The sequence below is a fragment of the Streptomyces sp. NPDC006365 genome (genome assembly GCF_042870755.1).
Taxonomy (GTDB): Bacteria; Actinomycetota; Actinomycetes; order Streptomycetales; family Streptomycetaceae; genus Streptomyces; species Streptomyces xiangluensis.
Genome location: NZ_JBIAHS010000035.1, coordinates 1 through 25,952, shown reverse-complemented (window position 1 = coordinate 25,952; position 25,952 = coordinate 1). Strand labels below are relative to the sequence as shown.

The window sequence follows — 25,952 nt, the reverse complement described above, 5'->3', positions numbered from 1 at the left end:
AAGCAGTCCGGGCACAGCCCGGCGCCTCCGTGGCCGCCCCGACGCTCGCGGGATGACACACCCTGACTGACCGCGATTGAGTGGTGCCAACGGCACAAGGCGATCAGCGCAGCGTGACGGGAGGAGACCATGTCCGGCGACGGCGCCCAGGATCTGCGGGTCCTGGTCTTCGACGTAAATGAGACGCTCAGCGATCTCACCCCGCTGCGGGTCCGCTTCGAGGATGTCGGAGCGCCGGCGGATCTGATGCCCACCTGGTTCGCCGGGGTACTGCGGGACGGGTTCGCGCTGACGGCCGCCGGGGCGTACGCGGACTTCGCGTCCGTCGCCCTGGACGGGCTGCGGTCCCTGCTGCCGGGCGTCAAGGGGTGGGCCGGGGACGTCGAGGCTGCGGCCCGGCACGTCCTGGACGGCTTCGCCGAGCTGGTGGTGCACCCCGATGTCCCGGAGGGCGTACGGAAGTTGAGCGATGCCGGGTTCCGGCTGGTGACCATGACCAATGGCAGTGACACGCTGACCGAGCGGCTGCTCGCCAAGGCAGGGCTGGTGGACTTGTTCGAGGAACTGCTGGATGTGCGCGGGCCACGGTGCTGGAAGCCCGCAAGGGCCGCGTACCGGTACGCCGTTGATCAAGTAGAGGTGCGGCCGGAGCAGACCCTGCTGGTCGCGGTGCACCCCTGGGACGTCGACGGCGCGCTGCGGGCGGGTCTGCGCGGCGCGTGGCTACGGCGTGGCGCGACCGCCTATCCACAGTCGATGTCCCCGCCGACGCACAGCGCGCAGGACCTGCGGGAACTCGCCGACACCCTGATCGCCGACAGGACGTGAACTCCGTATCGGATCCGTGTCGGGCGGGTGCGGCGCCTGGTCGGCGGTCTCTGCGGACGCACGGCGGTGCCGACGCCGACCGTATGGCGCGTCGTCGCTACTGCCCCTTCCCGGGGATGCGGGGGGGGGCGGCAGTCCAGGGCGGCGACGTTGTCCACGGCCAGCGCACGGGCGAGGACGACCAGGTCCGCTACCCGAGGGTCGCCGACGGAGTAACGCAACTTCCTGCCGTCCCGGCGTGCTGTGACATAGCCGCAGTCGACGAGACAGGACAGGTGCACGGAGACCCGCGGCTGGGAGATGCCGGCGCGCTCCACACACTCGGCCGAGGTGCGCTCACCTCGCAGGATGAACTCCGGCAGCATCAGCCGTGTGGGGTCCGACAGGGCACGGAAGAACCGGGCCACGGTGTCGGTGTGCGAGCACTCGGCCCGCGCCGCATCCGCTCCTGCCATGGGGGTGGAGGTCGGTCTCATGAGCGATCCCACACGCGGATTCGCGCGATCGGGGATCACCCGGTCGAAGGTGGCTTGGTAGGGCTCCTGGGCCACTCGGCACCCTGGTTGACGACCGGCAGGATGGCGGCCCGCGCTCTGACGGTGAGCGCGCTCACCGATCACCGGGGTCGGCCGGCCGTATCGTCGGCCCTGAATGGCACAGGGCCGACGCGTGGAGAAGGAGTGGGACATGGCGTGGCCGACGAAACTGGCGGTGGTGGCGGCGGTGGGAGGCGGAGCCGCGGCCGGCTATCTGGGACTGGTCAGCGGGGCGCTGCCGTTGGACGTGGGCGTGGGCCGGCGCAGTCGCCCGCTGGGGCCGCAGACCATCGACATCGAGGCTTCTCGCGAGGTGGTCTTCGATGTGATCGCCCAGCCGTATCTGGGGCGGTCCACGCGGGCGATGCGGGAGAAGGTGCTGGTGCTGGAACGCGGCAGTGACATGGTGCTCGCGGCGCACCACACCCCGGTGGCGGGCGGGCGGCTGACGGCGACGACGGTGGAGACGGTGCGGTTCACGCGTCCGGAGCGGGTCGACTTCCGCCTGGTACGCGGCCCCGTCCCGGCCGTCGCGGAGTCCTTCGAGCTCAGCGAGCAGGGGCCGGGGACCCGGCTGACGTACGCCGGTGAGCTGGGCACGGACCTGTGGCGGGTCGGCCAGTGGTGGGGCGGCCTGGTAGCCCCCCGCTGGGAGGCGACCGTCGCGTCCTCCCTCGCGGCGGTCAAGGCGGAGGCGGAACGGCGCGCGGCCCTCACCTGACGAGGTCGGCGACCAACTCAGCCTGTTGTGTACGGCTCACCTGTCGCGTGCGACGGACGGCCGGTCAGCCTGCCGCGCGAGCCGGGCCGCACCCCACACCAGCGTGCCGAGCAGCATCACCAGCGTGAGCGGGTGGAAGACCGGCCGCAGGGGCATGTTCATTGCCGCACCTGGGTGTTGGGGTGGAACGCGTACCAGGCGAACCACATGGAGTCGAGGAAATCGGCGGCCTCCCACCGGTCGCCGGCGCGCTGCAGGACCCGGGCGGTGTCGAGTCTGTCGTCCCAGCGGGCTTCGAGCTGTGTGCCCGCGATCTCGGCGCGCACGGTCCCGGCGGTGCGGACGAGGTCCTCGTGGATCGCCAGCCTCTTGTCGCCGACGCGCACGCCGATCACGATGTCCTTGTCGCGGAAGCGGTCGCTGGTGGCCAGGACGGGGAAGAGGGTGCCCTGGTCGGCGTAGTAGCCGCCGCGGTCCGGATAGCGGTCGTAGGAGCCGTACGGGTCGCTGCCGTAGCCGCGCAGTGTGCCGGTGTCGGTGGACAGCACCTTGGTGTCGGGGTGCGCGGCACGCCATTGCTTCCACGTCGTCCACACCAGCGGGACGGTGTCCAGCCGGGTGCCCTTGAGCGGGCCGCTGACGGCGGTGCCGAGCAGCTGGGGCCACTCGGAGCCGGTCTGCCGGTCGTACATCAGCAGGTTGGAGTTGACCAGCCGACCGGTGGTGCCGAAGGTCAGCTCCTGCATGCCGGGCGGGGCGGAGAATCCGATGACCGTGCCGGTCAGCGGGCAGTAGGTGACGGCGAGGGGCTCGCCGCCCACGGTGTCGTTGACGATCTCGTGCCACACCAGCACCAGCTGCGGGTACGCCCTCACCTCACCGCCGTACTCCAGTCCGAACACCGGCTCGTTGTCGGCGAGGAATCCGGCCTCGGTCGCGGGGACGAAGCGAGGCTTGTCGACGGAGGGGATGCCGTCCTTGCCGGGCCCGCCGGAAACCGCCGCATCGGCGAGGGCTTCCAGGGACGGGTCCTGGCCGGGCTGCACGGCCGTCACGGGACGGTCCGGCCGGTCGGAGAGGGCCTGCCGGCCGGCGATGCTCCCGCCCACGAGCAGGATCGCGGCGGCCCCGATCACGCCCGCGCCCTTGAGGGCCTGCCGCTTCGGCGAGCGGGCCGACTGCTGACCGTTCACCTGGCACCTCCCGACACTCGCGGGGCCACCGGCGGGCGGTGAACGCCTCGCACTGATGAGCATGCCTCTGCGCCGTGGGCAGTTCGGTGAGCGCGCTTACAGTTCTCGTCCCTTCCGGGGGCCTACGGTTCGGATCATGGTGCTGAGGATCGTGCTGGGCGCGGTGTACACGGCGATGGCCATCGGCCAGCTCGCCTCCTTCGCGCACATGCCGGGCATCCTTTCCGCGTACGGGCTGGTGACCGGCGGCGCCGCGACCGTACCGGCCGTAGTGCTGATCACCGGGGAGCTGGTGTGCGGCCTCTGGTTCCTGGCCCGGCCACGGTCGAAGGCCCTGGCGCCGGTGTGGGCGTACACGGGCGTGTCGGTGGTGTGGACGCTGCTGGCCGTGCAGGCGTACGCACGGGGTCTGACGGTGGCCAACTGCGGCTGCTTCGGGATCTACCTCACCCAGCGTCTGAGCTGGTTCGTCCTGCTCCAGGACGCCCTGACCCTGCTCTACGCCGGCCTGCTGCTGCGTGCCGCCCGCAGGCCCCGGTCGCCGGCACCAGCCGATGGAGTGGAGGTGGGGCGTGATGTCCGCATCCCGTGAACGCTCCAGGGTGGGCGGGGCAGCCACGGTCATCGGGGCGGGGCTGGTCATGGTGGTGTGCTGCGCGGGTCCGCTGCTGGTGGCCGGAGGGGCGTTCAGCGCCGTCGGCGGCGCGCCGGCGAACCCCTGGCTGATCACCATGGGGGTGGTCGTGCTCCTCGTCGGTACCGCGTACGCCCTGCGGTGCCGGGTTCGACGCCGGCATGGTGCCGGGCCGGAGGACTGCCGCCCGAACGTCCCCGGTCCGCCTCCGCACCACCGTGACGAGGACGATCCGGGCCTTGCCGTCCACTGACCGGATGCGACCGCCCCCGTGGGAAAGGAGTTCTTCGATGACCCAGACGCCGGCGCCCCGCCGCAAGGTGGACCGGGACGAGGTGTTCGTGGAGTTCACCAAGTCGATCTGTCCGCTGTGCAAAACACCCGTCGACGCACAGGTCAACATCCGCGAGAACAAGGTCTTCTTGCGGAAACGATGCAAGGAGCACGGAGAGTTCGAAGCCCTGGTGTATGGCGACGCCGAGGAATACCTGTCCTCGGCCCGCTTCAACAAGCCCGGCACCATCCCGCTCACCTTCCAGACCGAGGTGAGGGACGGCTGCCCGTCCGACTGCGGGCTGTGCCCGGAGCACAAGCAGCACGCCTGCCTGGGCATCATCGAGGTCAACACCGGCTGCAACCTGGACTGCCCCATCTGCTTCGCCGACTCCGGCCACCAACCCGACGGCTACTCCATCACTCACGAGCAGTGCGGGCGGATGCTGGACGCCTTCGTCGCGAGCGAGGGCGAGGCGGAGGTGGTGATGTTCTCCGGCGGTGAACCCACCATCCACAAGCACATCCTGGACTTCATCGACCTCGCCCAGGCCCGCCCCATCAAGAACGTCAACCTCAACACCAACGGCATCCGCCTGGCCACCGACAAGAACTTCGTCACCGAACTCGGCAAACGCAACCAGGCGCCGGGCCGTTCGGTGAACATCTACCTGCAGTTCGACGGCTTCGAGGAACGCACCCATCTGGAGATCCGGGGCCGGGACCTGCGAACGTTCAAGCAGCGGGCACTGGACCACTGCGCCGAGGCCGGACTGACCGTCACCCTCGTCGCCGCCGTCGAGCGCGGCCTGAACGAGCACGAGCTCGGTGCGATCATCGAGTACGGCATCGACCACCCCGCCGTCCGCTCAGTGGCCTTCCAGCCGGTCACCCACTCCGGCCGGCACGTCGAGTTCGACCCACTGCAGCGGCTCACCAACCCCGACGTGATCAAGCTGATCAATGAGCAGCGGCCGGGCTGGTTCCAGAAGGGCGACTTCTTCCCCGTCCCCTGCTGCTTCCCCACCTGCCGCTCCATCACCTACCTCCTGGTCGACGGGGAGCCCGGCAACCGCACCGTGGTCCCCATCCCGCGCCTGCTGAACGTGGAGGACCACCTCGACTACGTCACCAACCGGGTCATGCCCGATGCCGGCATCCGCGAGGCCCTGGAGAAGCTCTGGTCGGCCTCGGCGTTCATGGGGACGGCCACGACCGAGGAGAAGCTGAGAGCCACCGCCGAGGCCCTGGACTGCGCTGGGGGTACCTCCCACGCGTTCAGCAGTGGGGGAGCCTGCGGCATCGATTTGCCCCAGGCCGTGAAGGACCTGAACGACAAGGCGTTCATGATCGTCGTGCAGGACTTCCAGGACCCCTACACCCTCAACGTCAAACAGCTGATGAAGTGCTGCGTGGAGGAGATCACCCCCGACGGACGCCTGATCCCGTTCTGCGCGTACAACTCCGTCGGCTACCGCGAACAGGTCCGCGCCCAGATGTCCGGCGTGCCCATCGCCCAGGTCGTGCCCAACGCCCTGCCGCTCGCCGACCGCCTCACCGCGACACCGTATGGATCGAAAACCGCGCACACCACCATCGAAGAGGGCGAGTCCCCGTCATGACGCACCCACCCACCGGGGAGGAGCTGAAGGCGTGCTGTGCCGCCGCGTACTCCTCCGACGTCGTCGCTCTGCTGCTGGGTGACTCCTACCACCCCGGCGGCACTGCCCTGACCCGCCGCCTCGCCGACGGCCTCGCTCTCACCCCCGGTGCACGGGTCCTCGACGTCGCCTCCGGGCGCGGCACCACCGCCCTGCTCCTTGCCGGGACTCACGGTGCGGAGGTGGACGGCGTGGACTACTCCCCCGCCAACACCGGCCTCGCCCAGGGAGCCGCCCAGGCCGCGGGACTCGCCGACAGAGCGCGCTTCACCACTGGCGACGCCGAGCAACTTCCCTACCCCGACGGCGTCTTCGACGCGGTGGTGTGCGAGTGCGCGCTGTGCACCTTCCCCGGCAAGGCGCGCGCCGCCGCCGAGTTCGCCCGCGTCCTGAAACCCGGCGGTCATCTCGGCATCACCGACGTCACCATCGACGCCGCACGGCTCCCGTCCGAACTCACCGGCCTGGGGGCCCGCATCGCCTGCATCGCCGACGCCCGCCCGTTGGACGAGTACGTCGAGATCCTGGCCGCCGCGGGCCTGCGCACCCTGCACACCGAGCGCCACGACCAGGCGATGTTGCGCATGATCGACCAGATCGAAGCGAGGCTGAATCTGCTGCGTATGACCGCGCCGACCAGGCTCACGGACGCCGGCGTCGACCTCGACGCCGCCCCCGGCGTCCTCGAAACGGCCCGCACGGCGGTGGCCGACGGCGCCCTGGGCTACGCGCTGCTGATCGGCGAGAAGTCCCGCGGGACAGCCTGATCCAAATGCCTGGTCACAGGTCTGGCAGGAGCGTCGTCTGTGTGTCGTAGTCGCGCAGAACCTGCCTGAGCTGGTCGAGCGCCTGCTCGGGGATGTCGGGTGGAGCGGACTCGGCCACGTACCGGGCGGCGGCCACCAGCGCCGCGAACTCGTAGGCGTGAGCGGTCACTCGAAGGATGCCCGGACGGGTCCGCTCCAGACGCATGATCAGCCCTTCGCTGCCAGGTAATCCTTGATCTGGTCGAGCTCTTGGACGAAGCCGTCGTAGTCCTCGCGGATGCCGTTGAGGTAGGCGCTCCAGCCGATGCTGGACTTCGCGTAGTGGAGGGCTTCCTGGATCTCCTCGTCCGAGGCCCCGAACATCTTCGCGGCCTCCATGTGGAAGAGCGTGCAGTAACGGCACTTCGTCTCGGAGTGCACCGCGAGCCCGATCAGCTCCTTGTACTTGTTCGGGATGAGCGTCTCGCCGAGCTCGAGCTTCCTGAAGATCTCCCACTCGTGATCCAGCAGATCATCGGGGATGCGGGCGAAGAAATGCGGTACGAGCCCCAAGGTCTCCTTGATCTCCGACTCGACGGCGCCTCGGCTACGGCCCGCCATGGCGACCACTCCTCTCAGCCAAGCGGAACAAGTGCCTCCATATCCACGCTAGAAAGCGTCGGCGCCCCCTGCCACCGTGCCCACTCCTCGCCCTGGCTGCCGGCGCGTAGGTAAGCGTGGTCACATACCTGCCCGTGCCATGCGATCTAGCGTCGGCACCGAAAGAGACAGAGGGAAACCCACCGGATGGGATGATCACCATGGTCACAGCAGCACACGTTTCCCCCACGACCGCCGCGATCCCGGTCCATGCCGTCTGGGGCGCCGCGGCCGGACTGGTCGGCGGCATCGGCTTCGGCATCTGGATGTCGGTCTCCCGGCCGGTCATGGACACCGCGATGATCACCATGGTGGCGGGGCTGCTCGGCTCGACCAACGCCGTCGTCGGCTGGCTGGTCCACCTCGCGATCGCCCTGTTCGCCGGCACCACCTTCGGCGTCGTGCTCGGCCACCTCGCGCAGCGGCTCGCGCCCGCCGTTGTCCTCGGCCTGGTCTACGGCGCGGTGTGGTGGTTCCTCGGCGCCCTGTGGATCATGCCCGCCAACATGGGCATGCCGGTCTTCGAATGGAACGACGTCACCGCCTCCAGTCTCGGCGGTCACCTCGTCTTCGGCCTCCTGGCCGGACTCACCTTCTCCTGCATCGCCCAACTGGCAGCCAAGCGAAACGACCGGACCGCGGCATGACACCGATACCGCCGGCGTCAACGCCTGGTCCCGGCTCACCGCTCCGGGGCGCTGAACCTCCCCTCGGTGCCCCGGACGGCTACTGTCTGGCCAGCAGCGCGGGCGCGCTGGCCAGCCCGGCGTGGGGAGCCGCACCCCCGCCGTGGGCACCGGGACGACGCGAGGAACCACACCACATGAACCACACCGGTGACGACGCCGAGAAGACCTGGTGCATCTCCGAGGTCGACATCTTCCGCGACCTGAGCGAAGCGGAGATGGACGCCATCGCCGCAGCGGCGCCCATGAAGACCTACAGCGCGGGCGAGATGCTGTACTCGCCGTCCCAGCCCTCCGAGGTGCTGTTCATCCTCAAAGGGGGCCGGGTGCGCGTCTTCCGGGTCTCCACCGACGGCCGCGCCCTGACCTGCGCGATCATCAGCCCCGGCACCATCTTCGGCGAGATGGTGCTGCTCGGACAGCGCATGTACGACAACTTCGCCGAAGCCCTCGACGACGTCACCGTCTGCGTCATGAGCCGCACCGACGTCCACCGCTTCCTGCTGTCCGACGCCCGCATCTCCGCACGCATCACCGAAATCCTCGGCCGACGCCTGGCCGACCTCGAACAGCGCCTGTCCGACAACGTGTTCAAGTCCGTGCCGCAGCGCATCGCCACGACCCTGCTCACTCTCGCGGCCGAGGCCCGGCCCCGGGTGCTCGGGGCGCGCAGCCCGCAGATCGCGCTCACGCACCAGCAGATCGCCGCCCTCGCGGGCACCTCCCGTGAAACCACCACCAAGGTGCTGCGGGACTTCGCCGACCAGAACCTGATCCGCCTCGCCCGGGGCCGCATCACCGTCCTCGCCCCGGATCGCCTCGCCGACCACGCGGGCTGACGTCACCGAACCGTAAGCACCGCGGCCCAGCCCGACCGCTCCCGGCTCGGCTTACAGTTCAGCCGACTGACGACCACCAGGAGTTGCCTTCATGCGTGCCCGCCTGCTGTTCCCGACTCTTCTGGCCGCCGCCGCGCTCAGCCTGGCCGGCTGCGGCACCCAGGACAACGACACGCCCAGCGGCGCCGCGGCGGCGGCCAGTCCGTCGGCCTCCGGCTCCCCGTCGGCGGGGCGGGACGGGTCCGGAAGTTCGGCGGTCCCCGAGGCGCTCCGGTTCACCGGCACGACCGTGGACGGCAAGCCCTTCGACGCGGCCACGCTGACGGGCAAGCCCACGGTGCTGTGGTTCTGGGCACCGTGGTGCCCCACCTGCAAGGCCCAGGGCCCCGAAACCGCCAGGGTCGCCGCCGAGTTCGAGGGCAAGGCGAACGTGATCGGGGTCGCCGGACTCGACAAGCCCCAGGCCATGAAGGACTTCGTCACCGACACCAAGGTGGACACCTTCCCGAACCTGTCCGACGAGGCCGGGGAGATCTGGAAGAAGTTCGAGATCACCCAGCAGAGCGTCTACGTGGTCCTCGACAAGGACGGCGGGACCGTCTTCACCGGCAGTCTCCCGGCCGGCAAGGGACTCGCCGACAAGCTCAGCCCGCTCGTCGGCTGAACCAGCATGTCCGACCTGCCCCTCGCCCTGGCCCTGACCGCGGGGATGCTCGCCGCCGTCAACCCCTGCGGCTTCGCCCTCCTGCCCGCCTACCTCTCCCTCCTCGTCCTCGGCGACGACACACCCACCCGCGCGGCTGCCGTCACCCGCGCGCTGATGGCGACGGCCGCAATGACCGCCGGATTCGCCGCCGTGTTCGCCCTGTTCGGCCTCGCCATCGCCCCGGTCGCAGGGCAGGTGCAACAACACCTGCCATGGTTCACCATCGGCTTCGGGCTCCTCCTCGCGCTCATCGGCGGCTGGCTCCTGGCCGGCCGCGACCTGCCCGCCCTGCTCCCCAAACTCCGCCGCGCCCCCACCGTCACCCGCTCCCTGCCGTCCATGGCCCTGTTCGGCGCCGCCTACGCCATCGCCTCCCTCGGCTGCACCATCGCCCCCTTCCTCGCCATCGTCGTCTCCGCCTTCCGCAGCGGCTCCACCCTCGAAGGCGTCACCCTGTTCACGGCGTACGCGGCCGGGATGGGCCTGATCGTCGGCACCGCGGCCCTCTCCGTAGCCCTCACCCGCACCGCCCGCGTCGCCCGGCTGCGCCGCCTGGGCTCCGTCGCCTCCCGAACCGGCGGCGGCCTGCTGCTCCTGGTCGGCGCCTACGTCGCCTACTACGGCTGGTACGAAATCCGCGTCCAACGCGCCCCCGCCACCCAGGACCCGGTCATCGACACCGCCGGCACCATCCAGCGCACCCTCGCCGACGCCCTGGACTCAACCGGCCCCGCAGCCATCGCCGTCCTCCTCGCCGCCCTGCTGATCGGGGGCATGGCCCTCCGCCGCCGGCACACACGCACGACAAACCCGGCCACCGAGCGCTGACGGGGCGCCCGGAGCGATCCCGTTACAGATCAACGTCCGTTGCTGTGCGTCGGGGCGGACAGCCGATGTCGAAGAGCAGCCCGGTGATCGTGCGTCCACCCCTTCCAGCTGAGCCTGGCGGACTTCTCCCATGCCGCTACAGCCTGGGCGAGGGAGCTACGCCTCGATCTGCTCGTCAGACTCAGGCGGCTGGTCGTAGGAGCTAAGAAGCCCTTCGATGCTCTGGGTTCGGCTTCTGTGGTTTCTGTGGGCGGGCTCAGGCGGTCGGATCGGCCGGCCGGGGGTGGACCGGGTAACGCGGGGAGGGCGGCCGGTCGCGGCCTCCGGTGCGGACGACGGGTTGGGCGCGCACGTAGCCGTGGTCTTCCAGCAGGCTCAGTGCCGGGTCCAGGTCACCACGTCCGCCACTCCTGCCGAAGCGCTCGTCGAGGTGGCCGACACCGGCCCGGGCATCCCCCGACGTACTGCCGCACGTCTTCGACCGTCTGCGGCGCGGGGCCCGCGCTCGCGCCGGAGGCGGCAGCGGCATCGGTCTCGCCGTCGTCAAAGAGCTGATCACCGCACACGGCGGAACGGTCTCCGCCGACTCCGGACCAGGGACTCCGGACCGGGCGGCGGGACGCGGACGACACTCCGGCTGACCAGAGCCGGGTCACGGGGATCACGGCTCCTTTCCGACCCTGGCGCCGAGCCGCGAGTTACCTGACGGGCAAATACCCGTGGGGGTATTTGACGGGCCCCTCACAGCGGCCGTACTCTCGCCAGAGAGATACCCCCGGGGGTAATTGAGGAGGCAACGACGTGGCTCGCGAAACAACACAGGAGGCGTTCGCGGCGGCCTGGACCGACGGTGCGCTCGTGGTCGACGTACGGGAGGCGGACGAGTACGCGGCCGGGCACGTGCCGGGCGCGCGACTGATGCCGCTGCGCTCCGTGCTCGCCCGGTGCGATGAACTGCCCGCCGACCGGCCGGTGTACGTGATCTGCGCCAGCGGCAACCGCAGCAGGACCGCCGCCGACTGGATGAACTCCCGCGGCATCGACGCCTACTCCGTCGCCGACGGCACCGGCGCCTGGGTCCGCAACGGAGGCCCCGTCGTGGCCGGTCCGCACGAGCACGCCGCCTGACCCCCGCACAGCGGCCAGTTGGAAAGGAGCACCGCCTTGGCCACCACGCCCTCGCCCTCCGACGCACCGATCGCCGGCCGCCACCGCGTCGCCGTCATCGGCGGCGGCAGCGCCGGCATCAGCGTCGCCGCCCGCCTGCGCCGCGCCGGCGTCAGCGACATCACACTGATCGAACCGTCCGACACCCACTGGTACCAGCCCCTGTGGACCCTCGTCGGCGGCGGCCAGGCGCCCCTGCGTACGAGTCGCCGTCCTGAAGGCTCCCTGATACCCGACGGCGTGCGCTGGATCCGCCGGCGCGCCGTGGCCGTCGACTCCAACGTCCGCACGGTGACCCTGTCCGGAGGCGACGAACTCACCTACGAGTACCTGGTCATGGCGCCCGGTCTGCAACTGGACTGGGACGGCGTGCCCGGCCTGGCCGAGGCGGTCGGCCACGACCGGGTGAGCAGCAACTACGCCCCCGAATGCGCCCCGCGCACCTGGGAGCTGATCAAGGGGATGCGGTCCGGCACGGCCGTCTTCACCCACCCCGCAACCCCGCTGAAGTGCGGCGGCGCCCCGCAGAAGATCGCCTACCTGGCCGCCGACCACTGGCGCAAGCAGAAGGTCCTCGACCGCATCCGGATCATCCTGGTGATCCCGGACCCGGCGATGTTCAAGGTGCCCGCCTGGTCGCAGGTCCTGGAGAAGGTCGCCGCCCGCTACGGCATCGAGGTGCGCCTGCGCTCCGAGATGACCGCCGTTGACGGCGACGCCCGCAAGATCACCGTCACCGACCACGCGAACGGCACCAAGGAGACCATTGGCTACGACCTCCTGCACGCCGTTCCGCCGCAGAGCGCGCCCGACTGGGTCAAGGCGAGTCCGCTCGCCGACCCCGCCAGCCCTCAGGGCTTCGTCGCCGCCGACAAGCACACCCTCCAACACCCCTCGCACGACACCGTCTTCGCGGTCGGCGACGTGGCGAACCTGCCCACCTCGAAGACCGGTGCCGCCGTACGCAAGCAGGCCCCGGTGGTGGCCGGCAACCTGCTCGACGCGATGGCCGACCGATCCCTGTCACACCGGTACGACGGCTACACGTCCTGCCCGCTGGTGACCGCCCGCGACCGCATGCTGCTCGCCGAGTTCGACTACGACCTGCGGCCCACCCCGTCGTTCCCGCTGCTCGACCCCTTCATGGAACGGCGCACGATGTGGCTGTTCAAGCGGTACGGGCTGCCGCCGGTGTACTGGCACGGCATGCTTACCGGCCGCCTCTGACCGGTCGGCCTGGTCATCCCCCGACCCGGGCCGACCATCCCGCCCTCGGACAAGGGCGGACCAGGCACTTCTATATACCCCCTGGGGTATTAATCCGCTTCGCTCTTCCGACCCCGCTTCGCTCTTCCGACATGGAGGTCACCCGACCATGTTCTTCGCCCAGTACTACCTCGACTGCCTCTCCCAGGCGTCATACATGATCGCCGACGAGACCACCGGCCGGGCCGTCGTCGTCGACCCCCGCCGTGACGTGTCCGAATACCTCACCGACGCCGCCGAGCACGGTTTCACCATCGAGGCCGTCGTCAACACTCACTTCCACGCCGACTTCCTCGCCGGCCACCTCGAGCTGGCAGACCGCACCGGCGCCTGGATCGGCTACGGACAGCGCGCCGAGGCCGAGTACCCCATCCGCAAGCTCACCGACGGCGAACGCATCAGCCTCGGCGACGTCCAGCTCCAGATCCTCGAAACCCCCGGCCACACCCCGGAGTCGATCAGCATCCTGGTCCATGAGCACGCCGACGACACTGTCCCCTACGGCGTCCTCACCGGAGACGCCCTGTTCATCGGCGACGTCGGCCGGCCCGACCTGCTCGCCTCGATCGGCGTGACCGCCTCCGAACTCGGCCGCATGCTCCACGACACCATCCAGAACAAGCTGATGGCCCTGCCCGACGCCGTCCGCGTCTTCCCCGCCCACGGCGCGGGCTCCGCCTGTGGCAAGAACCTCTCCACCCAGCGCCAGTCCACCATCGGCGAGCAGCGCGCCACCAACTACGCCTGCCGGCCCATGAGCGAGGAGAAGTTCGTCGAACTGGTCACCGCGGGCCAGCCCTCCGCCCCCGCCTACTTCGTCTACGACGCCATCCTCAACCGCAAGGAGCACGGCCTCTTCGACGCGGCCGCCACCCCCCGGCCGTTGTCGGTCGAGGAGTTCATGCGGCGGCGCGCGGCGGGTGCGGTCGTGGTCGACGCCCGCTCGCCGCAGGACTTCGCCCCGGGGTATCTGCGCGGCTCGGTCAACGTGCCCGCGGACGGCCGCTTCGCCGAACAGGCCGGCATGGTCGTCGCCCCCGAGCAGGACGTCGTCGTCATCGCGCCGCAGGACCGCGAGGAGGAGATCGTCACCCGGCTCGCCCGCATCGGATTCGACAAGGTCGGCGGCTACCTGCGTGAGCCCGAGGGCGCCTTCCCGGACCTGGCCGACGAGATGGAGCAGGCCAGCCGCCTGACCTCCGACGAACTGCGCCGACTGCTGGACGGTGAGGAACCGCCGCTGGTGCTCGACGTGCGCAACACCGCCGAGCGCGAAGAGGGCTTCATCGAGGGCTCGTTGCACATCCCGCTGGCCGAACTCGCCCGCCGCCTCGACGAGATCCCGGCCGACCGCTCGCTGGTCGTCCACTGTGCGGGCGGCCACCGCTCCTCCATCGCCGCCAGCCTGCTGCGCCACCAGGGCCGCACCGACGTCTCGGACCTGCTCGGCGGCTACGGCGCCTGGCTCGCCCAGCCCGCATCGGCCGACGTCTGATCCACTCCGCCCCCGGGCGGCGGCCGAAGCCGTCGGCCGCCGCCCGCCCCGTCAAGAGAAGGACGCTTCACAGACAGCAAGGAACCCCCGATGACCACCCATTCCGACAAACCACGACTCGATCCCGCCACCCTGCGCGACCTGACCCGGGACGGGGAGGGCCCGCGCCTGCTGGATGTGCGCACGCCCGGCGAGTTCCGCACCGCGCACATCCCCGGCTCCTACAACGTCCCCCTCGACACCCTGCGCGAACACCGCGCCGAACTGCTCCACCATCTCGACGAGGACGTCATACTCATCTGCCGCTCGGGCGCCCGCGCCGCCCAGGCCGAACAGGCCCTGGCCGAAGCCGGACTGCCCAACCTGCGCGTCCTCGACGGTGGCGTTGTCGCCTGGGAGACCGCCGGAGGCCCGCTCACCCGCGGCCCGGAGCGCTGGGACCTGGAACGCCAGGTGCGCCTGGTCGCCGGCACCCTCGTCCTGGTCACCGGCGTCGCGGGCCTGTTCCTGCCCGGACTGCACCTGATCGGCACGGCGGTCGGGGCCGGACTGGCCGTCGCCGCCCTGACCAACACCTGCGCGATGGGCATGCTGCTGTCGAGGCTGCCCTACAACCGCGGCCCGCGCACCGACGTCGACACCGTCGTCACCGCGCTGCGGAGCACCTCATGATCGCCGTCATGATCGCCGCGTCTCTGCTCATCGGGGTCAGCCTCGGCATCCTGGGCGGCGGTGGGTCCATCCTGACCGTGCCCATCCTGGTCTACCTGGCCGGAATGGAGACCAAGGAGGCCATCGCCACCTCGCTGTTCGTCGTCGGCGTCACCAGTGCCGCCGGGGTCGTCTCGCACGCCCGTGCCGGACGCGTCCGCTGGCGTACGGGGCTGCTGTTCGGTCTGGCCGGCATGGCCGGCGCCTACGCGGGCGGACGGCTGGCCGAGTTCGTTCCCGGCAGCGTCCTGCTCATCGCGTTCGCCCTCATGATGATCGCCACCGCCGTAGCCATGATCCGGGGGCGCCGGCAGCAGCCGAAGAGGGTCCACCACGAACTCCCCGTCCCCCACGTCCTGTTGGACGGCATCGTCGTCGGCCTGGTCACCGGACTGGTCGGCGCCGGAGGAGGCTTCCTCGTCGTGCCCGCGCTCGCCCTGCTCGGCGGGCTTCCGATGACCGTCGCGGTCGGCACCTCGCTGCTGGTCATCTCCATGAAGTCCTTCGCGGGCCTGGCCGGTTACCTCGCCAGCGTGCACATCGACTGGGGGTTCGCCGCCCTCGTCACGGCGAGTGCCGTCGTCGGCAGCCTCCTCGGCGGACTCCTCGCCGACCGCATCCCGCAGGACGCGCTGCGCAAGTCCTTCGGCTGGTTCGTCGCCGTCATGGGCATCTTCGTCCTCGGCCGGCAGACCGGCTCCGATCTGCGCCACACCTTGCTGACCAGCCCCTGGACGTGGGCCTCCGTGGCCGCGGCGGCGGGAGTCGGGGTCAGCTGGTACCTGCTGAAGCGCTCCGGACGAACGCCGGACCAGCCGAGCGACGCCCCGACCGTGCCGGACGACACAAGCGGGCCCGCGGTCTCGCTCGCCGTCCGCGCCGAGACCGTAGGCAGCAACGACCCCACCGCGTCGCCGCAGAACAGGTAGGGGCGCGGAGTGGCGGGCGGCATTCGCCAATGCCTCACCGAACGACAACGGGGACACATCCCTCCGCTCAGTGAGGCCGGACTGGAAAAGCTGTTCCTGACGCTCGCCTGACCGGGACCCCACCATTCAGGGGGTGCAGAAATGATCTCCCGCGCCATCATCGCCGACCGGGCCGTCCAGCCGGGCAGCCACTGCCCCGACACCCGGCCGGCCGGACTCCCGACACCGGCGGCGGAGCAACGCGCCCGCCAGGACGTCCGGGAACGGCTCATACGCCGATTCCCGGATCTCCCGTCCGAGACCCTGGAGACGGCAGCGGCGGAGGCGTTCGCGTTCTTCGCCGACGCGCGCGTACGGCACTACGTTCCCGTCCTGGCCTTCAGACGTGCCTCGGGGCAGTTGTCCGAACACTTCGCCGCCCCGGGCGAGAGAGGCGGCGAGGCGTGAAACCGACCCCCAAATGCGTCCTGGACCGATTCCGCCCCTGCAACGCCTGCATCGCACCGGACCCCAGCAGCTGCCCCTACCCCTATCTGCTCGCGGGGCACGACACAGTGGACCCGGACGACGACATCGACAGGGACGACGATTCCGCGCACGCGGAGGAATGAGGCGGAGGACATGGACGCGGCGAGCTGGGACGAACGCTACCGTGGCAGCGAACTGGTGTGGAAGGCCGAGCCCAACCGCTTCGTCGCCGAGGAGCTGGGCGGTCTGAAGCCGTCCGGACGGGCGGTGGACTGCGCCGCCGGCGAAGGCCGCAACGCGGTCTGGCTCGCGCAGCGGGGCTGGGAGGTGGACGCCGTCGACTTCTCCGCCGTAGCCCTGGAGAAGGCCGAGCGGCTGGCCGCCGACCAGGGAGTACGGCTGCGCACCATGCACACCGATCTCACCCTCTGGGCGCCTGAGGAGGCGGGCTACGACCTGGCGCTGATCGCGTATCTGCACCTGCCGTGGCCACAGATGGCCCAGGTGCTGCCCCGGGCCGCCGATGCCGTCCGCTCGGGCGGCACCCTGCTGCTCGTCGGCCATGACGCGGCCAATCCCGAGCGCGGGTACGGCGGCCCGCAGGATCCGCGTGTGCTGTACACGCCTGAACAGGTGGCCGACCTGTGGCGGCCGTACGCCGACATCCTGCGCGCCGAAACGGTCACCCGGCCGGTGACCGACGCCGAAGGCAACAGCCGCGCGGCTCTCGACGCGCTCGTGCGCGCCGTGCGGAGATGACACCGTCCCGCGAGGGCGCGCGCGTCAGGCCGCTGTACCGGGCTTGGTCGCCAGGTACCAGTCGGTGAGCTTGACGCTGTCGTCGGCCAACCGGGACTCCTGGCCCGCCTGCTCCTCCTGCACGCCGGCCTGGCCGAACACGGCTCCGAGCCCGTCGGGCCGACACGCAGGGGCTCCCCTCGCCCTGACTCGGGCGGGTCTTGCAGTCACTCCAGGACTCGCAAGTACTCCCGGTCGCCCAGCAGTTCTCAGGTGTAGATGATCTGGCCGCCGGCCGCGTGTTCGTAGAACTCGCCGACCGTGATGATGCCCTGGACCTGCTCGACCAGGTCGTCCTTGTCGAGTTCGAAGAGGTCGACGGACGCCTTGCAGGCGTAGATCCCGGCGCCGGTGTCGGAGATCATCTCGATGAACTCGGGGATCGGCGGGATGTCGAGCCTGTCCATCTTGCGTTCCATGTACCGGGTGATCAGATCCGGTACGCCGGGCATTCCGCCCAGCAGGGTCGGCAGGTGCAGGCCGGGGTTGCCGACGGTGGCCAGCTTGATGTGCTCCCAGTGCTTCTTCGTGATGGCGTCCAGGCCGAAGAAGGTGAAGAACAGGTCGGCCTCGATGCCTTCGGCGCGGGCGCCGTTGGCCATGATGAGGGCCGGGTAGATCCCTTCCAGGGATCCCTTGGAGACGATGATCGAGATCTTCTCGATCGTGGCGGTTTCGGCCATGACGGCACGCTCCTCGATGGCAGAGACGACGGCGGAGACGACGGCGGAGATGTCAGATGCAGCCGCGGGGCTTGGGGATTCCGGCGATCTTCGCGGCGGTCTTCGCCGGTCCCTTGGGGAACAACTGGTAGAGCTCCTTGACGCTCACGCCGGACGTCTTGCCAAGGACACGCACGGTCGGACCGGTGCCCTTCTCCGCGTACTGGGCGCGCATGAAACGGATCACCGTCCAGTGCCGATCGGTCAGCGTCTCGATGCCGGCCTCGCGGGCGATCTGGTCGGCCATCGGCTCGCTCCACCGACCGGGGTCTGTGAAGAAACCCTCCTCGTCGACCGGGACGGCGGTGTCTGCGTAGGTGGCGGTGGGCATGGCGGTTCTCCTCAGCTCAGACGTGGACGTGGTTCTTGCCGTGCTCGGGCATCGCCGAGCCGATGCCGGGCACGTCCCGGCCGGGCAGCAGGCTGTGCCAGTACAGCCACTCGAAGGCGAGCTTCCCGAGGTGGTTGGCGTGCGACTCCTTCAGCAGGGGCAGGCCGACCGAGGCGGGGAAGTGGCCGGGCAGCGGCTCGGTCTCGTAGTTGAAGTCGATGAGCAGGGCCTTGTGGAATCCGGTCTCCACGAAGCAGTTGGCGTGCCCGTCGAAGGAGGCGTCCAGTGCCTCTCCGGCCAGGAAGCGGCCGATGTTGTGCACCAGCACCTCGCCCTCGAAGTGGGCCACCGAGCCGGCCTTGGAGGCGGGCAGACCGGCCGCGTCACCGATCGCGAACACCTCCGGGCGGCCGGGGAGTTGCAGGGTGTGCGCATCCACGGGTACGAAGCCGAGTTCGTCACCCAGACCCTTGGAGCGCTCCACGTACTCGACGCCACCGTGCAGCGGGACGACGACCGCCAGGTCGAAGGGCACTTCGCGTGCGTCGTACGACACCAACCGGCCGCCGGCGCCGTCGACCTCGCCGAGCGTGAACTCGGTGACCAGCTCGACCCCCTTCTCCTTGAGCAGCCCGCCCAGGGCCTTCGCCGCGACCGGCTTGGTGAACGCGCCGTCCAACGGGGTGACGTATGTCAGCTCGACCCGGTCACGGATCCCGCACCGCTGGAAGTACCAGTCGGCCAGGAAGGCGAACTCCAGGGGTGCCACGGGGCACTTGACAGGCAGGTCGGCGACGTCGATGACGACCCTGCCGCCGTCGAAGCGCTCCAGCGCGTGGTGCAGGCCGACAGCGCCGGGCAGGTCGTAGAAGGTGAAGACCTTCTCGCCCCAGCCTGGACCGGTCAGTCCTTCGGTCTCCTCCGGCAGCAGCCGGGCGCCGGTGGCGACCACAAGGACGTCGTAGCCCAGCCGGATACCGCCGCCCAGGTGCACCGTCCGCGCGTCCAGGTCGACCCGCTCGATCCGCGAGTGCTTGTAGTCGATGCCGGCGTGCAGCTGTCGCGGACGGGACCGGACCAGGTGGTGCGGCTGGGCCAGCCCGAAGGGGACGAACAGCAGTCCGGGCTGGTAGACGTGGTCGTCGTCCTGGTCGACGACCGTGATGCGGTACTCGCTCTCGTCGTATGTGCGACGCAGGCGGTTGGCCGTCATGGTGCCGGCGGTTCCGCCGCCGAGAATCACGATGTGTGTGCCCATGGCCCCACTGTCGTGCGGGAGATGAGAGCGAGGCAGGGGCCACAGGTCCCCATCCGAGTACCCAACCGGGTACGCCTTCTTCCCGCTCCACCGCCCCCATGGCTCGCTCACCCGCCGCGAATGCCCTGGAAAAATACCCGGCATGGTATCTCATCACGCCGGTTCGCACGAGGGCCGAACGGCTCCCGGAGCACCCCTTCGGCCTCTCGATCCGCCGTGCCGTGCGCGGTCGACTGGGATGCGTCAGCAGTCGACACCGGCGAGAAGGGCCCGGCCATGACCGGCAGCACATCGCAGACCCTCCGCACGAACCAGCCGCAGAACTCCGACGTCCACGGTTTCGAGGTCACCCACGTCGAGGGGGACGCCTACGCCGTCGACGTCCGGGGCCACCAGCTCCTGGTCGACCAGCCCGCGGACGCGGGCGGCACGGATACCGCGCCCACCCCCACCGAGCTGTTCGCCGCCTCCCTGGCCACCTGTATCGCCTTCTACGCGGGCCGCTACCTTCACCGCCACGGCCTGCCCCGCACCGGCCTGCGGGTCCGCACGGAGTTCACCATGGCCACCGACCGCCCGGCCCGAGTCACCTCCCTGCGCGTCGTGGTCGTGCCGCCGCCGGAACTCCCCGAGCAACGCAGGGCAGCTCTGCTGGCCGTGGCCTCGCACTGCACCGTGCACAACACCCTCCAGCAGCCGCCCGAGATCGACATCGAGCTGGAGCCATGAGCACGTCCTTGGCGCCGGCCGTGTCGGCGTTGCTGGAGCGCATCCGGGGCGGGCTCATCGGGGACGATGAGGTGCTCGACGGCCCGTACGGCCCGAAGCGGATCGTCTACGCCGACTACACCGCCTCCGGTCGCTCACTGGACTTCATCGAGGACTTCATCCGTGAGCAGGTGCTGCCGCGCTACGGCAACACCCACACCGAAAGCTCGAGCACCGGCCTGCAGACGACCCGGCTGCGCGAGGACGCCCGCCGGATCATCCGCGACGCGGTCGGAGGCGCCGAGGACCAGCTCGTGATCTTCTGCGGCTCGGGCGCCACCGCGGCGGTGAACAAACTGGTCGGCATTCTGGAGCTGCGCCGTCCCAAGAAGCCGCCCTCTGCCGAGCGCCCGGTGGTGTTCGTCGGGCCGTACGAGCATCACTCCAACGAGTTGCCCTGGCGTGAGTCGATCGCCGACGTCGTGGTCATCGACGAGGACCCGGACGGCCACATCGACCTCGCCCGGCTCGAAGCCGGGCTGCGGCGGTACGCCGGCCGGCCCCTGCGCATCGGCAGCTTCTCCGCCGCCTCCAACGTCACCGGCATCCTCACCGACGCCGACCGCATCGCCCGGCTGCTGCACGCGCACGGCGCCCTCTCCTTCTGGGACTACGCGGCCGCCGCCCCGTACGTTCCCGTCCGGGCCGCGGAGAGCGCGCCCGGCGCGGGCGATCACAAGGACGCCCTCTTCCTGTCCCCGCACAAGTTCGTCGGCGGTCCGCAGACGCCGGGTGTCCTGGTCGTCCGCCGCGCACTGGTCCGCAACCGGGTGCCCACCGCGCCCGGCGGCGGCACCGTCGCCTTCGTCGACCCGCTCGGGCACCGCTACCTGGACGACCCGGTCACCCGCGAGGAGGGCGGCACCCCGGCCATCGTCGAGTCCATCCGCGCCGGGCTGGTCTTCGCCCTCAAACAGGCCATCGGCACCGACACGATCCAGGCCGCCGAGGAGCGCCACTGGCGGCAGGCGCTGTCCCGCTGGGACGGCAACCCGCGGATCGAGATCCTCGGCAACCACCACGCCCGGCGGCTGTCCATCATCTCCTTCCGCATCCGCCACGGCGACCACGTCTATCTGCACCACAACTACGTCGTCGCCCTGCTCAACGACCTGTTCGGCATCCAGGCCCGCGGCGGCTGCTCGTGCGCCGGACCGTACGGCCACCGCCTGCTCGCCATCGACCCCGCCACCTCCCACGCCCTGCGCGACGAGGTCGCCCGCGGCTGCGACGGCATCAAACCCGGCTGGACCCGCCTCAACTTCAACTACTTCATCAGCGACACCGTCCGCGACTACCTCATCGACGCCGTCGACCTGATCGCCACCCACGGCCACCGGCTCCTGCCCGACTACCGCTTCGACCCGCACACCGGGCAGTGGCACCACCCCACCGGTGCCACCGATCCCCCGCCGCGGCTGACCGACGTGCGCTTCTCCGCCGACGGAGGAATCAGCACCCCGGCCGTCCTCCACCGCCGGCTGGGAGAGGAGGCGCTGGTCGGTCAACTCGACCGCGCCCGCGAGGTGTTCGCCTGTCGTTCCGACCGTCTGGACCACGGCCACACCGGGCTGCCGGCGGACTTCGAGCACATGCGCTGGTTCCCGCTGCCGCCCGTCTGCCTGGAGGCGTCTGCCTGGAACAAACCCGGGCGGGCACCGGTTGAACCAGATACCCCGACGGGTATATGAGAGGAGACCGGACACCATGCCGACCGTTGAACTGACCAAGGACAACTTCGAGGAGACCGTCACCGGTTCCGAGATCGTGCTGATCGATTTCTGGGCCGCATGGTGCGGACCGTGCCGCATGTTCGGCCCCGTCTACGACAAGGCGGCCCAGCGCCACCCGGACATCGTCTTCGGCAAGGTCGATACCGAGGCACAGCCCGAACTGGCGGCGACCTTCCAGATCTCTTCCATCCCGACACTGATGGCCGTCCGTGACCGGACCGTGCTGTACGCCCAGCCGGGCGCACTGCCGCCGCAGGCGCTGGAGGATCTCATCGGCAAGATCCGGGTCGTCGACATGGAGGACGTGCGCCGACAGGCCGTGGACTCGACCGAGCGCAACTGACACCCGGCACACGCCCAGAGCACCCATGGCATCGTCGCGAGCGCTCTGGAACGGGAGGCTCAGCAGGGCTCAGCGGCTGCGCAGATCCGTCAGCGCTGCGTCGAGATCGACGGCGCGGACGGTTGTGGGGCAGCTTGCCGAGGACGACCGCCATGCCGCAGGTGTCGGTGAGCGCGGAGAAGGCGAGGCCGCCCGCGATGCCCGCCGACAGCAACTGGAAGGCGGTGAGTTCGTGGAGCCGGGTGCGGGCCGGATCGGTGCCGAGGGTGACGGGGCTCGCCGTGGCAGGTGTGATCCTTAATGGTCGACGCAGGCCCGAACCGGGACGTACAGTACCCCCAGGGGTATTTTTCGAGGAGTGATCGTGGAACTCGAGCTCGAGGGTGCGGACCTGAAGGCCGTGCTGAACCGCCTGCGCCGCGCGCAGGGTCAGATCTCCGGGGTGATCCGGATGATCGAGGAGGGGCGCGACTGCGAGGACGTCGTCACGCAGCTCGCCGCCGCCTCCCGCGCGCTCGACCGGGCCGGTTTCGCGATCATCGCGACCGGCTTGCAGCAGTGCGTGTCGGACATCGACTCCGGCCGCAAGAACGGCGAGGACGTCGAGCAGATGCGCGCCCGCCTGGAGAAGCTGTTCCTGTCCTTGGCGTAGGGCTCACCCGGCTGCGTGGGCGTTGGCGCATCACACCACCGCGTCGATCAGCATGACCGCGGCCACGAACGGCGGCACCAGGGCGAAGATCCGCCGAAAGACCGGCTCGCCCCACCGGATCAGCCAGATCAGATATGTGGCGAGCTGCCCTCGGCCTCGAAGTTGAAGGAGCGGGAGACATGCCCGGCGGCGAACGCGACCCGGTTGCGCAGGACCACCACCACTGCCCCGCGGCCGCCGGGCGGCGACCTCCTCGGCGCCACCGACGGCCGACGCAGTCGGTTCGACGGGCGCGGCCCCGCGGCGTTGGCCGGACCCACACACGCGTAACAGGCGGGGATGCCGTCCAGGTCGGTCAGCAGCTCCGGTTGCCCGCTCCGACGCCTCGATCGTATTGACGAAAAACACGAGGTACTCCCCCTGTCAGCGAGCTATTACCCGAGGGGGCATGTCTCCGGCGGTAGCATGAGTACCCTAGGGGGTATTTTCAAGTGCGAGGAAAGCCCTGGAAAACACCTCCCCGATACCTGGCACGGGGCCGGACACCCGTCCTGCCCTCGCGATCCGACAAGAAGGGCCGACGACATGCGCTACGACCGCACCGTGCACCTCGACACCGACTTCGCCACCGCCGTCGCCCGCACCCGCGACGCCCTCGCGAAGCAGGGCTTCGGCATCCTCACCGAGATCGACGTCACCGCCACCCTCAAGGCCAAGCTCGACCACGACATGGAGGACTACGTCATCCTCGGCGCCTGCAACCCGCCCCTCGCCCACCGCGCCCTGGAGACCGACCGCACCATCGGCCTGCTGCTGCCCTGCAACGTCGTCGTTCGCCGTGACGGCGACCGCACCGCCGTACAGGCCCTCGACCCGAACACGATGGTCACGCTCACCGAGATCGAAGCGCTGCGCCCGGTGGCGGAGGAGGCGACGCGTCGCCTCGACGCGGCGCTCTCCTCCCTCACGACGCACGACACAGGCGTCTGACGCCACCGCACACGGCCCGACGGCGCGCTGGTGGCCGCCCATCGGGGAGCCGGCCGGGCCGCGGACGGTCGGGCTCCGGTCGCAGCGTGATCCGGGGCTCGAGTCCGCGCACCCGGGCGGCAAGCGCCAGGTTCCAGCGCTCATCCCAGTCCGACGTGGGTCTCGCACGCGTAGGGATCCACGCTGCCGATGCGCCCGGTCATGTCGGCGTGGATCTCGAACCCCGTACGCAAAGAACAGCGGACCGCGATCATCCCGTCCCTGCGCTTCTACCTCTTCCTCACCCACATTCCGCATCATGTCGTCATCGAATTGGTGTCGGACCTGTACAGGAGCTGGCGGAAGCGGAGCCGCCTCCACACCCCCGCTGCCGGACGGGACCGCACCGGGTCCGAGGCCACAGCCCTCGCGTTGGACGTCGATGACGGTCGCGGTGTCGAACCTCAGTTACTTCCCTGCGAGGCGCTCGCCGATCTGGATCACGAGGGTGTCCTGGATTCCTGTCCCAGGCGGGCCGTTCGGCCCTGGCCACGGACAGGGCGGGCCGGAAGGCTGACAGGTAGCCGGACGTGGGAGGCACCGCCGTGACCACTTCGATCGCGCCTTCGCCGGAGCAGACCCGGGAGGCACTGCACCGGCGCCTGGTCCGGGAGGTCCAGGCTGCCGGACTGTCCACCGAACCGGCCGCCCCGTCGCCCGTCACGCAGGACGAGGTGGCCGGACTGCCTTCGGTCGTGCGGCGCTACCTGCGGTTCATGGGCGTCGTCGGCCAACCACGGGATTGGTCGCTGCGCGCCCGGATCACCGGCCGATTCCGGCTACGCCCCCGACTGGGCTGGATGCCCGCCCAAGCCTGGCAGTACAACACCAACCATGACATCGCCCGCGTCTTCGTCATGCGCGTGCGTCTGGCCGGCGTCGTACCGATGGTGGGCCGCGACACCTACCTGCACGGCCGCGGCCACATGCTGGGCCGGCTGCTGGACCGGGTGACCGTCGTCGACGGCCACGGCGACGAGTTCGACATCGGCGAGCTCACCACGTACCTCAACGACGCGATCCTCATGGCGCCGTCGATGCTGCTCACCGCTGCCACCGCCTGGAACCCGGTGGACGATCACACCTTCGAAGTGTCTCTCACCGACGCCGGACACACCGTCCGCGCCCGGGTGTTCGTCGACCGGCGCGGCGCCCCCTACGACTTCAGCACCACCGACCGGTACGCCGCTCTGCCTGGTGGCCTGGTCCGGGCGGAATGGCACACGCCGGTGGCGGACTGGAACACCGTCGACGGGCGGGCCGCGCCGGGCACGGTCGCCGCCGTCTGGCACCTGCCCAGCGGACCTCTGCCCTACTTCACCGGCCGGCTGACCCATTTCACCCACAACGTGTCGCTGCAGCCCCCGACGGGCACGGGCTCGACGCCCAGCCGCTGATCGCCCCAAGCGCCGCGCCGACGGACGGCACCCACACGAGTAGGGGCCGAACAACGGGAGGGTTGGGCAAGGTCATTTAACCGTTGCTCTTTTTGAGCCACAGGGGCATGTCCTCGACCAGGGTGCGGTCGTCGGCTGTGCCATCTCCTCATCGCCGGCCCCTCTGCCTTCCCACTCCCTCGCGACCCGGCGCAGCGTTCAGTACTGCTCGGTCTCCACGAAACCCGCGTCCGCGTCGTTGTCCGCACCGAAGGCGTCGGCGGCGGCGGTGGGGTCGAATCCGGGCGGGCTGTCCTTGAGGCCCAGGCCCATGCCGGCCAGCTTCGCCTTGACCTCGTCGATGGACTTCGCACCGAAGTTGCGGATGTCGAGGAGGTCGGCCTCGGAGCGGGCGACGAGCTCGCCCACGGAGTGGACGCCCTCGCGCTTGAGGCAGTTGTACGAGCGGACGGTGAGGTCGAGGTCCTCGATCGGCAGTACCAGGTCGGCGGCGAGGGCGGCGTCCGTGGGGGACGGGCCCATGTCGATGCCCTCGGCGTCGATGTTGAGCTCGCGGGCCAGACCGAACAGCTCC

Annotated in this window: 35 protein-coding genes and 1 pseudogene; 25 read left to right on the top strand and 11 right to left on the bottom strand. The window is 70.2% G+C overall.

The genetic code is table 11. The features are described from left to right. The first annotated feature begins 129 nt into the window (after nt 1-129). The gene (locus ACFYO0_RS45730) at nt 130-828 is read left to right on the top strand and encodes a haloacid dehalogenase type II (protein ID WP_388688202.1); all 699 of its coding nucleotides are present in this window, start codon (nt 130-132) and stop codon (nt 826-828) included. Here ACFYO0_RS45730 and ACFYO0_RS45725 read toward each other — a convergent pair. Continuing rightward, nucleotides 744-1,304 (bottom strand): ArsR/SmtB family transcription factor, encoded by a 561-nt coding sequence (locus tag ACFYO0_RS45725; protein ID WP_388688199.1) that lies wholly within the window; start codon nt 1,302-1,304, stop codon nt 744-746. The two genes, ACFYO0_RS45730 and ACFYO0_RS45725, sit on opposite strands and share 85 nt — an antisense overlap. Before the next feature lie 211 nt (nt 1,305-1,515). Here ACFYO0_RS45725 and ACFYO0_RS45720 point away from each other — a divergent pair, with 211 nt between their 5' ends. After that, nucleotides 1,516-2,085, top strand: coding sequence for an SRPBCC family protein (locus ACFYO0_RS45720; RefSeq protein ID WP_388688196.1), 570 nt, complete (start codon nt 1,516-1,518; stop codon nt 2,083-2,085). 36 nt (nt 2,086-2,121) lie between these two features. On the opposite strand, the gene ACFYO0_RS45715 is transcribed toward ACFYO0_RS45720, so the two are convergent. After that, complete coding sequence (locus ACFYO0_RS45715) at nt 2,122-2,247, bottom strand: hypothetical protein (RefSeq protein WP_388688194.1); 126 nt, start codon at nt 2,245-2,247, stop codon at nt 2,122-2,124. After that, the gene (locus tag ACFYO0_RS45710) at nt 2,244-3,278 is read right to left on the bottom strand and encodes a DUF3179 domain-containing protein (RefSeq protein ID WP_388688192.1); all 1,035 of its coding nucleotides are present in this window, start codon (nt 3,276-3,278) and stop codon (nt 2,244-2,246) included. The genes ACFYO0_RS45715 and ACFYO0_RS45710 overlap by 4 nt, the downstream gene beginning before the upstream one ends. Nucleotides 3,279-3,414: 136 nt before the next feature. Here ACFYO0_RS45710 and ACFYO0_RS45705 point away from each other — a divergent pair, with 136 nt between their 5' ends. From ACFYO0_RS45705 to ACFYO0_RS45690, 4 genes are read left to right on the top strand one after another with little or no spacing between them, the layout of a single operon-like run. Next, entirely contained in the window at nt 3,415-3,870 is a 456-nt protein-coding gene (locus tag ACFYO0_RS45705; RefSeq protein WP_388688190.1) for a MauE/DoxX family redox-associated membrane protein, read from the top strand. After that, nucleotides 3,854-4,165, top strand: coding sequence for a mercury transporter (locus tag ACFYO0_RS45700; RefSeq protein ID WP_388688187.1), 312 nt, complete (start codon nt 3,854-3,856; stop codon nt 4,163-4,165). The genes ACFYO0_RS45705 and ACFYO0_RS45700 overlap by 17 nt, the downstream gene beginning before the upstream one ends. 37 nt (nt 4,166-4,202) lie before the next feature. Further along, the gene (locus ACFYO0_RS45695) at nt 4,203-5,807 is read left to right on the top strand and encodes a radical SAM protein (RefSeq protein ID WP_388688184.1); all 1,605 of its coding nucleotides are present in this window, start codon (nt 4,203-4,205) and stop codon (nt 5,805-5,807) included. After that, nucleotides 5,804-6,613, top strand: coding sequence for a class I SAM-dependent methyltransferase (locus tag ACFYO0_RS45690; RefSeq protein WP_388688181.1), 810 nt, complete (start codon nt 5,804-5,806; stop codon nt 6,611-6,613). The genes ACFYO0_RS45695 and ACFYO0_RS45690 overlap by 4 nt, the downstream gene beginning before the upstream one ends. A gap of 13 nt (nt 6,614-6,626) precedes the next feature. On the opposite strand, the gene ACFYO0_RS45685 is transcribed toward ACFYO0_RS45690, so the two are convergent. Together ACFYO0_RS45685 and ACFYO0_RS45680 are read right to left on the bottom strand one after the other, a co-directional pair. Then, nucleotides 6,627-6,818, bottom strand: a complete 192-nt coding sequence (locus ACFYO0_RS45685) for a hypothetical protein (protein ID WP_388688179.1) — start codon at nt 6,816-6,818, stop codon at nt 6,627-6,629. Between the two features lie 2 nt (nt 6,819-6,820). Next, complete coding sequence (locus ACFYO0_RS45680; RefSeq protein ID WP_388688176.1) at nt 6,821-7,213, bottom strand: carboxymuconolactone decarboxylase family protein; 393 nt, start codon at nt 7,211-7,213, stop codon at nt 6,821-6,823. Between the two features lie 200 nt (nt 7,214-7,413). Here ACFYO0_RS45680 and ACFYO0_RS45675 point away from each other — a divergent pair, with 200 nt between their 5' ends. The 4 genes from ACFYO0_RS45675 (at nt 7,414) to ACFYO0_RS45660 (ending at nt 10,311) form a co-directional block, all read left to right on the top strand. Further along, nucleotides 7,414-7,899 (top strand): hypothetical protein, encoded by a 486-nt coding sequence (locus ACFYO0_RS45675; protein WP_388688173.1) that lies wholly within the window; start codon nt 7,414-7,416, stop codon nt 7,897-7,899. A 176-nt stretch (nt 7,900-8,075) separates the two neighbouring features. Beyond that, nucleotides 8,076-8,777 carry a Crp/Fnr family transcriptional regulator gene (locus ACFYO0_RS45670; RefSeq protein WP_388688171.1) on the top strand — a complete coding sequence of 234 codons (702 nt, stop codon included), beginning with the start codon at nt 8,076-8,078 and terminating at the stop codon, nt 8,775-8,777. Nucleotides 8,778-8,868: 91 nt separating this feature from the next. Further along, the gene (locus tag ACFYO0_RS45665) at nt 8,869-9,441 is read left to right on the top strand and encodes a redoxin domain-containing protein (RefSeq protein ID WP_388688169.1); all 573 of its coding nucleotides are present in this window, start codon (nt 8,869-8,871) and stop codon (nt 9,439-9,441) included. Nucleotides 9,442-9,447: 6 nt separating this feature from the next. Next, nucleotides 9,448-10,311, top strand: a complete 864-nt coding sequence (locus tag ACFYO0_RS45660; protein ID WP_388688166.1) for a cytochrome c biogenesis CcdA family protein — start codon at nt 9,448-9,450, stop codon at nt 10,309-10,311. 256 nt (nt 10,312-10,567) lie between these two features. Here the strand turns inward: ACFYO0_RS45660 and ACFYO0_RS45655 are convergent, their stop codons facing one another. Beyond that, nucleotides 10,568-10,840 carry a hypothetical protein gene (locus ACFYO0_RS45655; protein WP_388688164.1) on the bottom strand — a complete coding sequence of 91 codons (273 nt, stop codon included), beginning with the start codon at nt 10,838-10,840 and terminating at the stop codon, nt 10,568-10,570. Between ACFYO0_RS45655 and ACFYO0_RS45650 the strand changes: the two genes are divergently transcribed. From ACFYO0_RS45650 to ACFYO0_RS45610, 9 genes are all read left to right on the top strand, one after another. Then, nucleotides 10,776-10,952, top strand: a complete 177-nt coding sequence (locus ACFYO0_RS45650) for an ATP-binding protein (protein ID WP_388688237.1) — start codon at nt 10,776-10,778, stop codon at nt 10,950-10,952. The genes ACFYO0_RS45655 and ACFYO0_RS45650 overlap by 65 nt on opposite strands. A 160-nt stretch (nt 10,953-11,112) precedes the next feature. Beyond that, a complete protein-coding gene (locus tag ACFYO0_RS45645; RefSeq protein WP_388688161.1) occupies nt 11,113-11,439 on the top strand; it encodes a rhodanese-like domain-containing protein in 327 nt (108 codons plus the stop codon). Nucleotides 11,440-11,475: 36 nt separating this feature from the next. Further along, nucleotides 11,476-12,705, top strand: a complete 1,230-nt coding sequence (locus ACFYO0_RS45640; protein WP_388688159.1) for an FAD-dependent oxidoreductase — start codon at nt 11,476-11,478, stop codon at nt 12,703-12,705. A 148-nt stretch (nt 12,706-12,853) separates the two neighbouring features. After that, nucleotides 12,854-14,239 carry a rhodanese-like domain-containing protein gene (locus ACFYO0_RS45635; protein WP_388688157.1) on the top strand — a complete coding sequence of 462 codons (1,386 nt, stop codon included), beginning with the start codon at nt 12,854-12,856 and terminating at the stop codon, nt 14,237-14,239. Between the two features lie 90 nt (nt 14,240-14,329). Then, entirely contained in the window at nt 14,330-14,911 is a 582-nt protein-coding gene (locus tag ACFYO0_RS45630; protein ID WP_388688155.1) for a rhodanese-like domain-containing protein, read from the top strand. Further along, on the top strand, nt 14,908-15,879 hold the full coding sequence (locus ACFYO0_RS45625) for a sulfite exporter TauE/SafE family protein (RefSeq protein ID WP_388688152.1): 972 nt from the start codon (nt 14,908-14,910) through the stop codon (nt 15,877-15,879). The genes ACFYO0_RS45630 and ACFYO0_RS45625 overlap by 4 nt, the downstream gene beginning before the upstream one ends. A 141-nt stretch (nt 15,880-16,020) precedes the next feature. Continuing rightward, nucleotides 16,021-16,326 (top strand): three-helix bundle dimerization domain-containing protein, encoded by a 306-nt coding sequence (locus ACFYO0_RS45620; protein WP_388688149.1) that lies wholly within the window; start codon nt 16,021-16,023, stop codon nt 16,324-16,326. After that, nucleotides 16,323-16,490 (top strand): hypothetical protein, encoded by a 168-nt coding sequence (locus ACFYO0_RS45615; RefSeq protein ID WP_388688147.1) that lies wholly within the window; start codon nt 16,323-16,325, stop codon nt 16,488-16,490. The genes ACFYO0_RS45620 and ACFYO0_RS45615 overlap by 4 nt, the downstream gene beginning before the upstream one ends. Nucleotides 16,491-16,500: 10 nt before the next feature. Then, nucleotides 16,501-17,106: a class I SAM-dependent methyltransferase gene (locus ACFYO0_RS45610; protein WP_388688145.1), complete on the top strand. Its 606-nt coding sequence runs from the start codon at nt 16,501-16,503 to the stop codon at nt 17,104-17,106. A 248-nt stretch (nt 17,107-17,354) separates the two neighbouring features. On the opposite strand, the gene ACFYO0_RS45605 is transcribed toward ACFYO0_RS45610, so the two are convergent. From ACFYO0_RS45605 to ACFYO0_RS45595, 3 genes are read right to left on the bottom strand one after another with little or no spacing between them, the layout of a single operon-like run. Then, complete coding sequence (locus ACFYO0_RS45605; RefSeq protein WP_388688142.1) at nt 17,355-17,828, bottom strand: DsrE/DsrF/DrsH-like family protein; 474 nt, start codon at nt 17,826-17,828, stop codon at nt 17,355-17,357. Nucleotides 17,829-17,880: 52 nt separating this feature from the next. Beyond that, nucleotides 17,881-18,198, bottom strand: a complete 318-nt coding sequence (locus ACFYO0_RS45600) for a TusE/DsrC/DsvC family sulfur relay protein (protein WP_388688139.1) — start codon at nt 18,196-18,198, stop codon at nt 17,881-17,883. 16 nt (nt 18,199-18,214) lie between these two features. Further along, nucleotides 18,215-19,456 (bottom strand): NAD(P)/FAD-dependent oxidoreductase, encoded by a 1,242-nt coding sequence (locus ACFYO0_RS45595; RefSeq protein ID WP_388688136.1) that lies wholly within the window; start codon nt 19,454-19,456, stop codon nt 18,215-18,217. Between the two features lie 276 nt (nt 19,457-19,732). Between ACFYO0_RS45595 and ACFYO0_RS45590 the strand changes: the two genes are divergently transcribed. The 3 genes from ACFYO0_RS45590 to trxA are packed head-to-tail and all read left to right on the top strand — an operon-like array spanning nt 19,733 to nt 22,300. Next, the gene (locus tag ACFYO0_RS45590) at nt 19,733-20,185 is read left to right on the top strand and encodes an OsmC family protein (RefSeq protein WP_388688132.1); all 453 of its coding nucleotides are present in this window, start codon (nt 19,733-19,735) and stop codon (nt 20,183-20,185) included. After that, on the top strand, nt 20,182-21,915 hold the full coding sequence (locus tag ACFYO0_RS45585) for an aminotransferase class V-fold PLP-dependent enzyme (protein WP_388688129.1): 1,734 nt from the start codon (nt 20,182-20,184) through the stop codon (nt 21,913-21,915). Before ACFYO0_RS45590 ends, ACFYO0_RS45585 begins: the two co-directional genes overlap by 4 nt. A 16-nt stretch (nt 21,916-21,931) precedes the next feature. Next, nucleotides 21,932-22,300 carry a thioredoxin gene (gene trxA, locus ACFYO0_RS45580; RefSeq protein ID WP_388688126.1) on the top strand — a complete coding sequence of 123 codons (369 nt, stop codon included), beginning with the start codon at nt 21,932-21,934 and terminating at the stop codon, nt 22,298-22,300. A 69-nt stretch (nt 22,301-22,369) separates the two neighbouring features. Here the strand turns inward: trxA and ACFYO0_RS45575 are convergent. Further along, nucleotides 22,370-22,529, bottom strand: a pseudogene (locus tag ACFYO0_RS45575) (transporter); the annotation flags it as partial. A gap of 135 nt (nt 22,530-22,664) precedes the next feature. Here ACFYO0_RS45575 and ACFYO0_RS45570 point away from each other — a divergent pair. The 3 genes from ACFYO0_RS45570 (at nt 22,665) to ACFYO0_RS45560 (ending at nt 25,378) form a co-directional block, all read left to right on the top strand. Next, complete coding sequence (locus tag ACFYO0_RS45570) at nt 22,665-22,952, top strand: metal-sensitive transcriptional regulator (protein WP_388688123.1); 288 nt, start codon at nt 22,665-22,667, stop codon at nt 22,950-22,952. Nucleotides 22,953-23,537: 585 nt separating this feature from the next. Then, the gene (locus tag ACFYO0_RS45565; protein WP_388688120.1) at nt 23,538-23,942 is read left to right on the top strand and encodes a DUF302 domain-containing protein; all 405 of its coding nucleotides are present in this window, start codon (nt 23,538-23,540) and stop codon (nt 23,940-23,942) included. A 584-nt stretch (nt 23,943-24,526) separates the two neighbouring features. Then, the gene (locus ACFYO0_RS45560) at nt 24,527-25,378 is read left to right on the top strand and encodes a DUF6544 family protein (RefSeq protein WP_388688117.1); all 852 of its coding nucleotides are present in this window, start codon (nt 24,527-24,529) and stop codon (nt 25,376-25,378) included. A 198-nt stretch (nt 25,379-25,576) separates the two neighbouring features. On the opposite strand, the gene ACFYO0_RS45555 is transcribed toward ACFYO0_RS45560, so the two are convergent. After that, nucleotides 25,577-25,952 (bottom strand): DNA-directed RNA polymerase subunit alpha C-terminal domain-containing protein (locus tag ACFYO0_RS45555; RefSeq protein ID WP_388688114.1); only part of this gene is annotated, 376 nt, incomplete at its 5' end.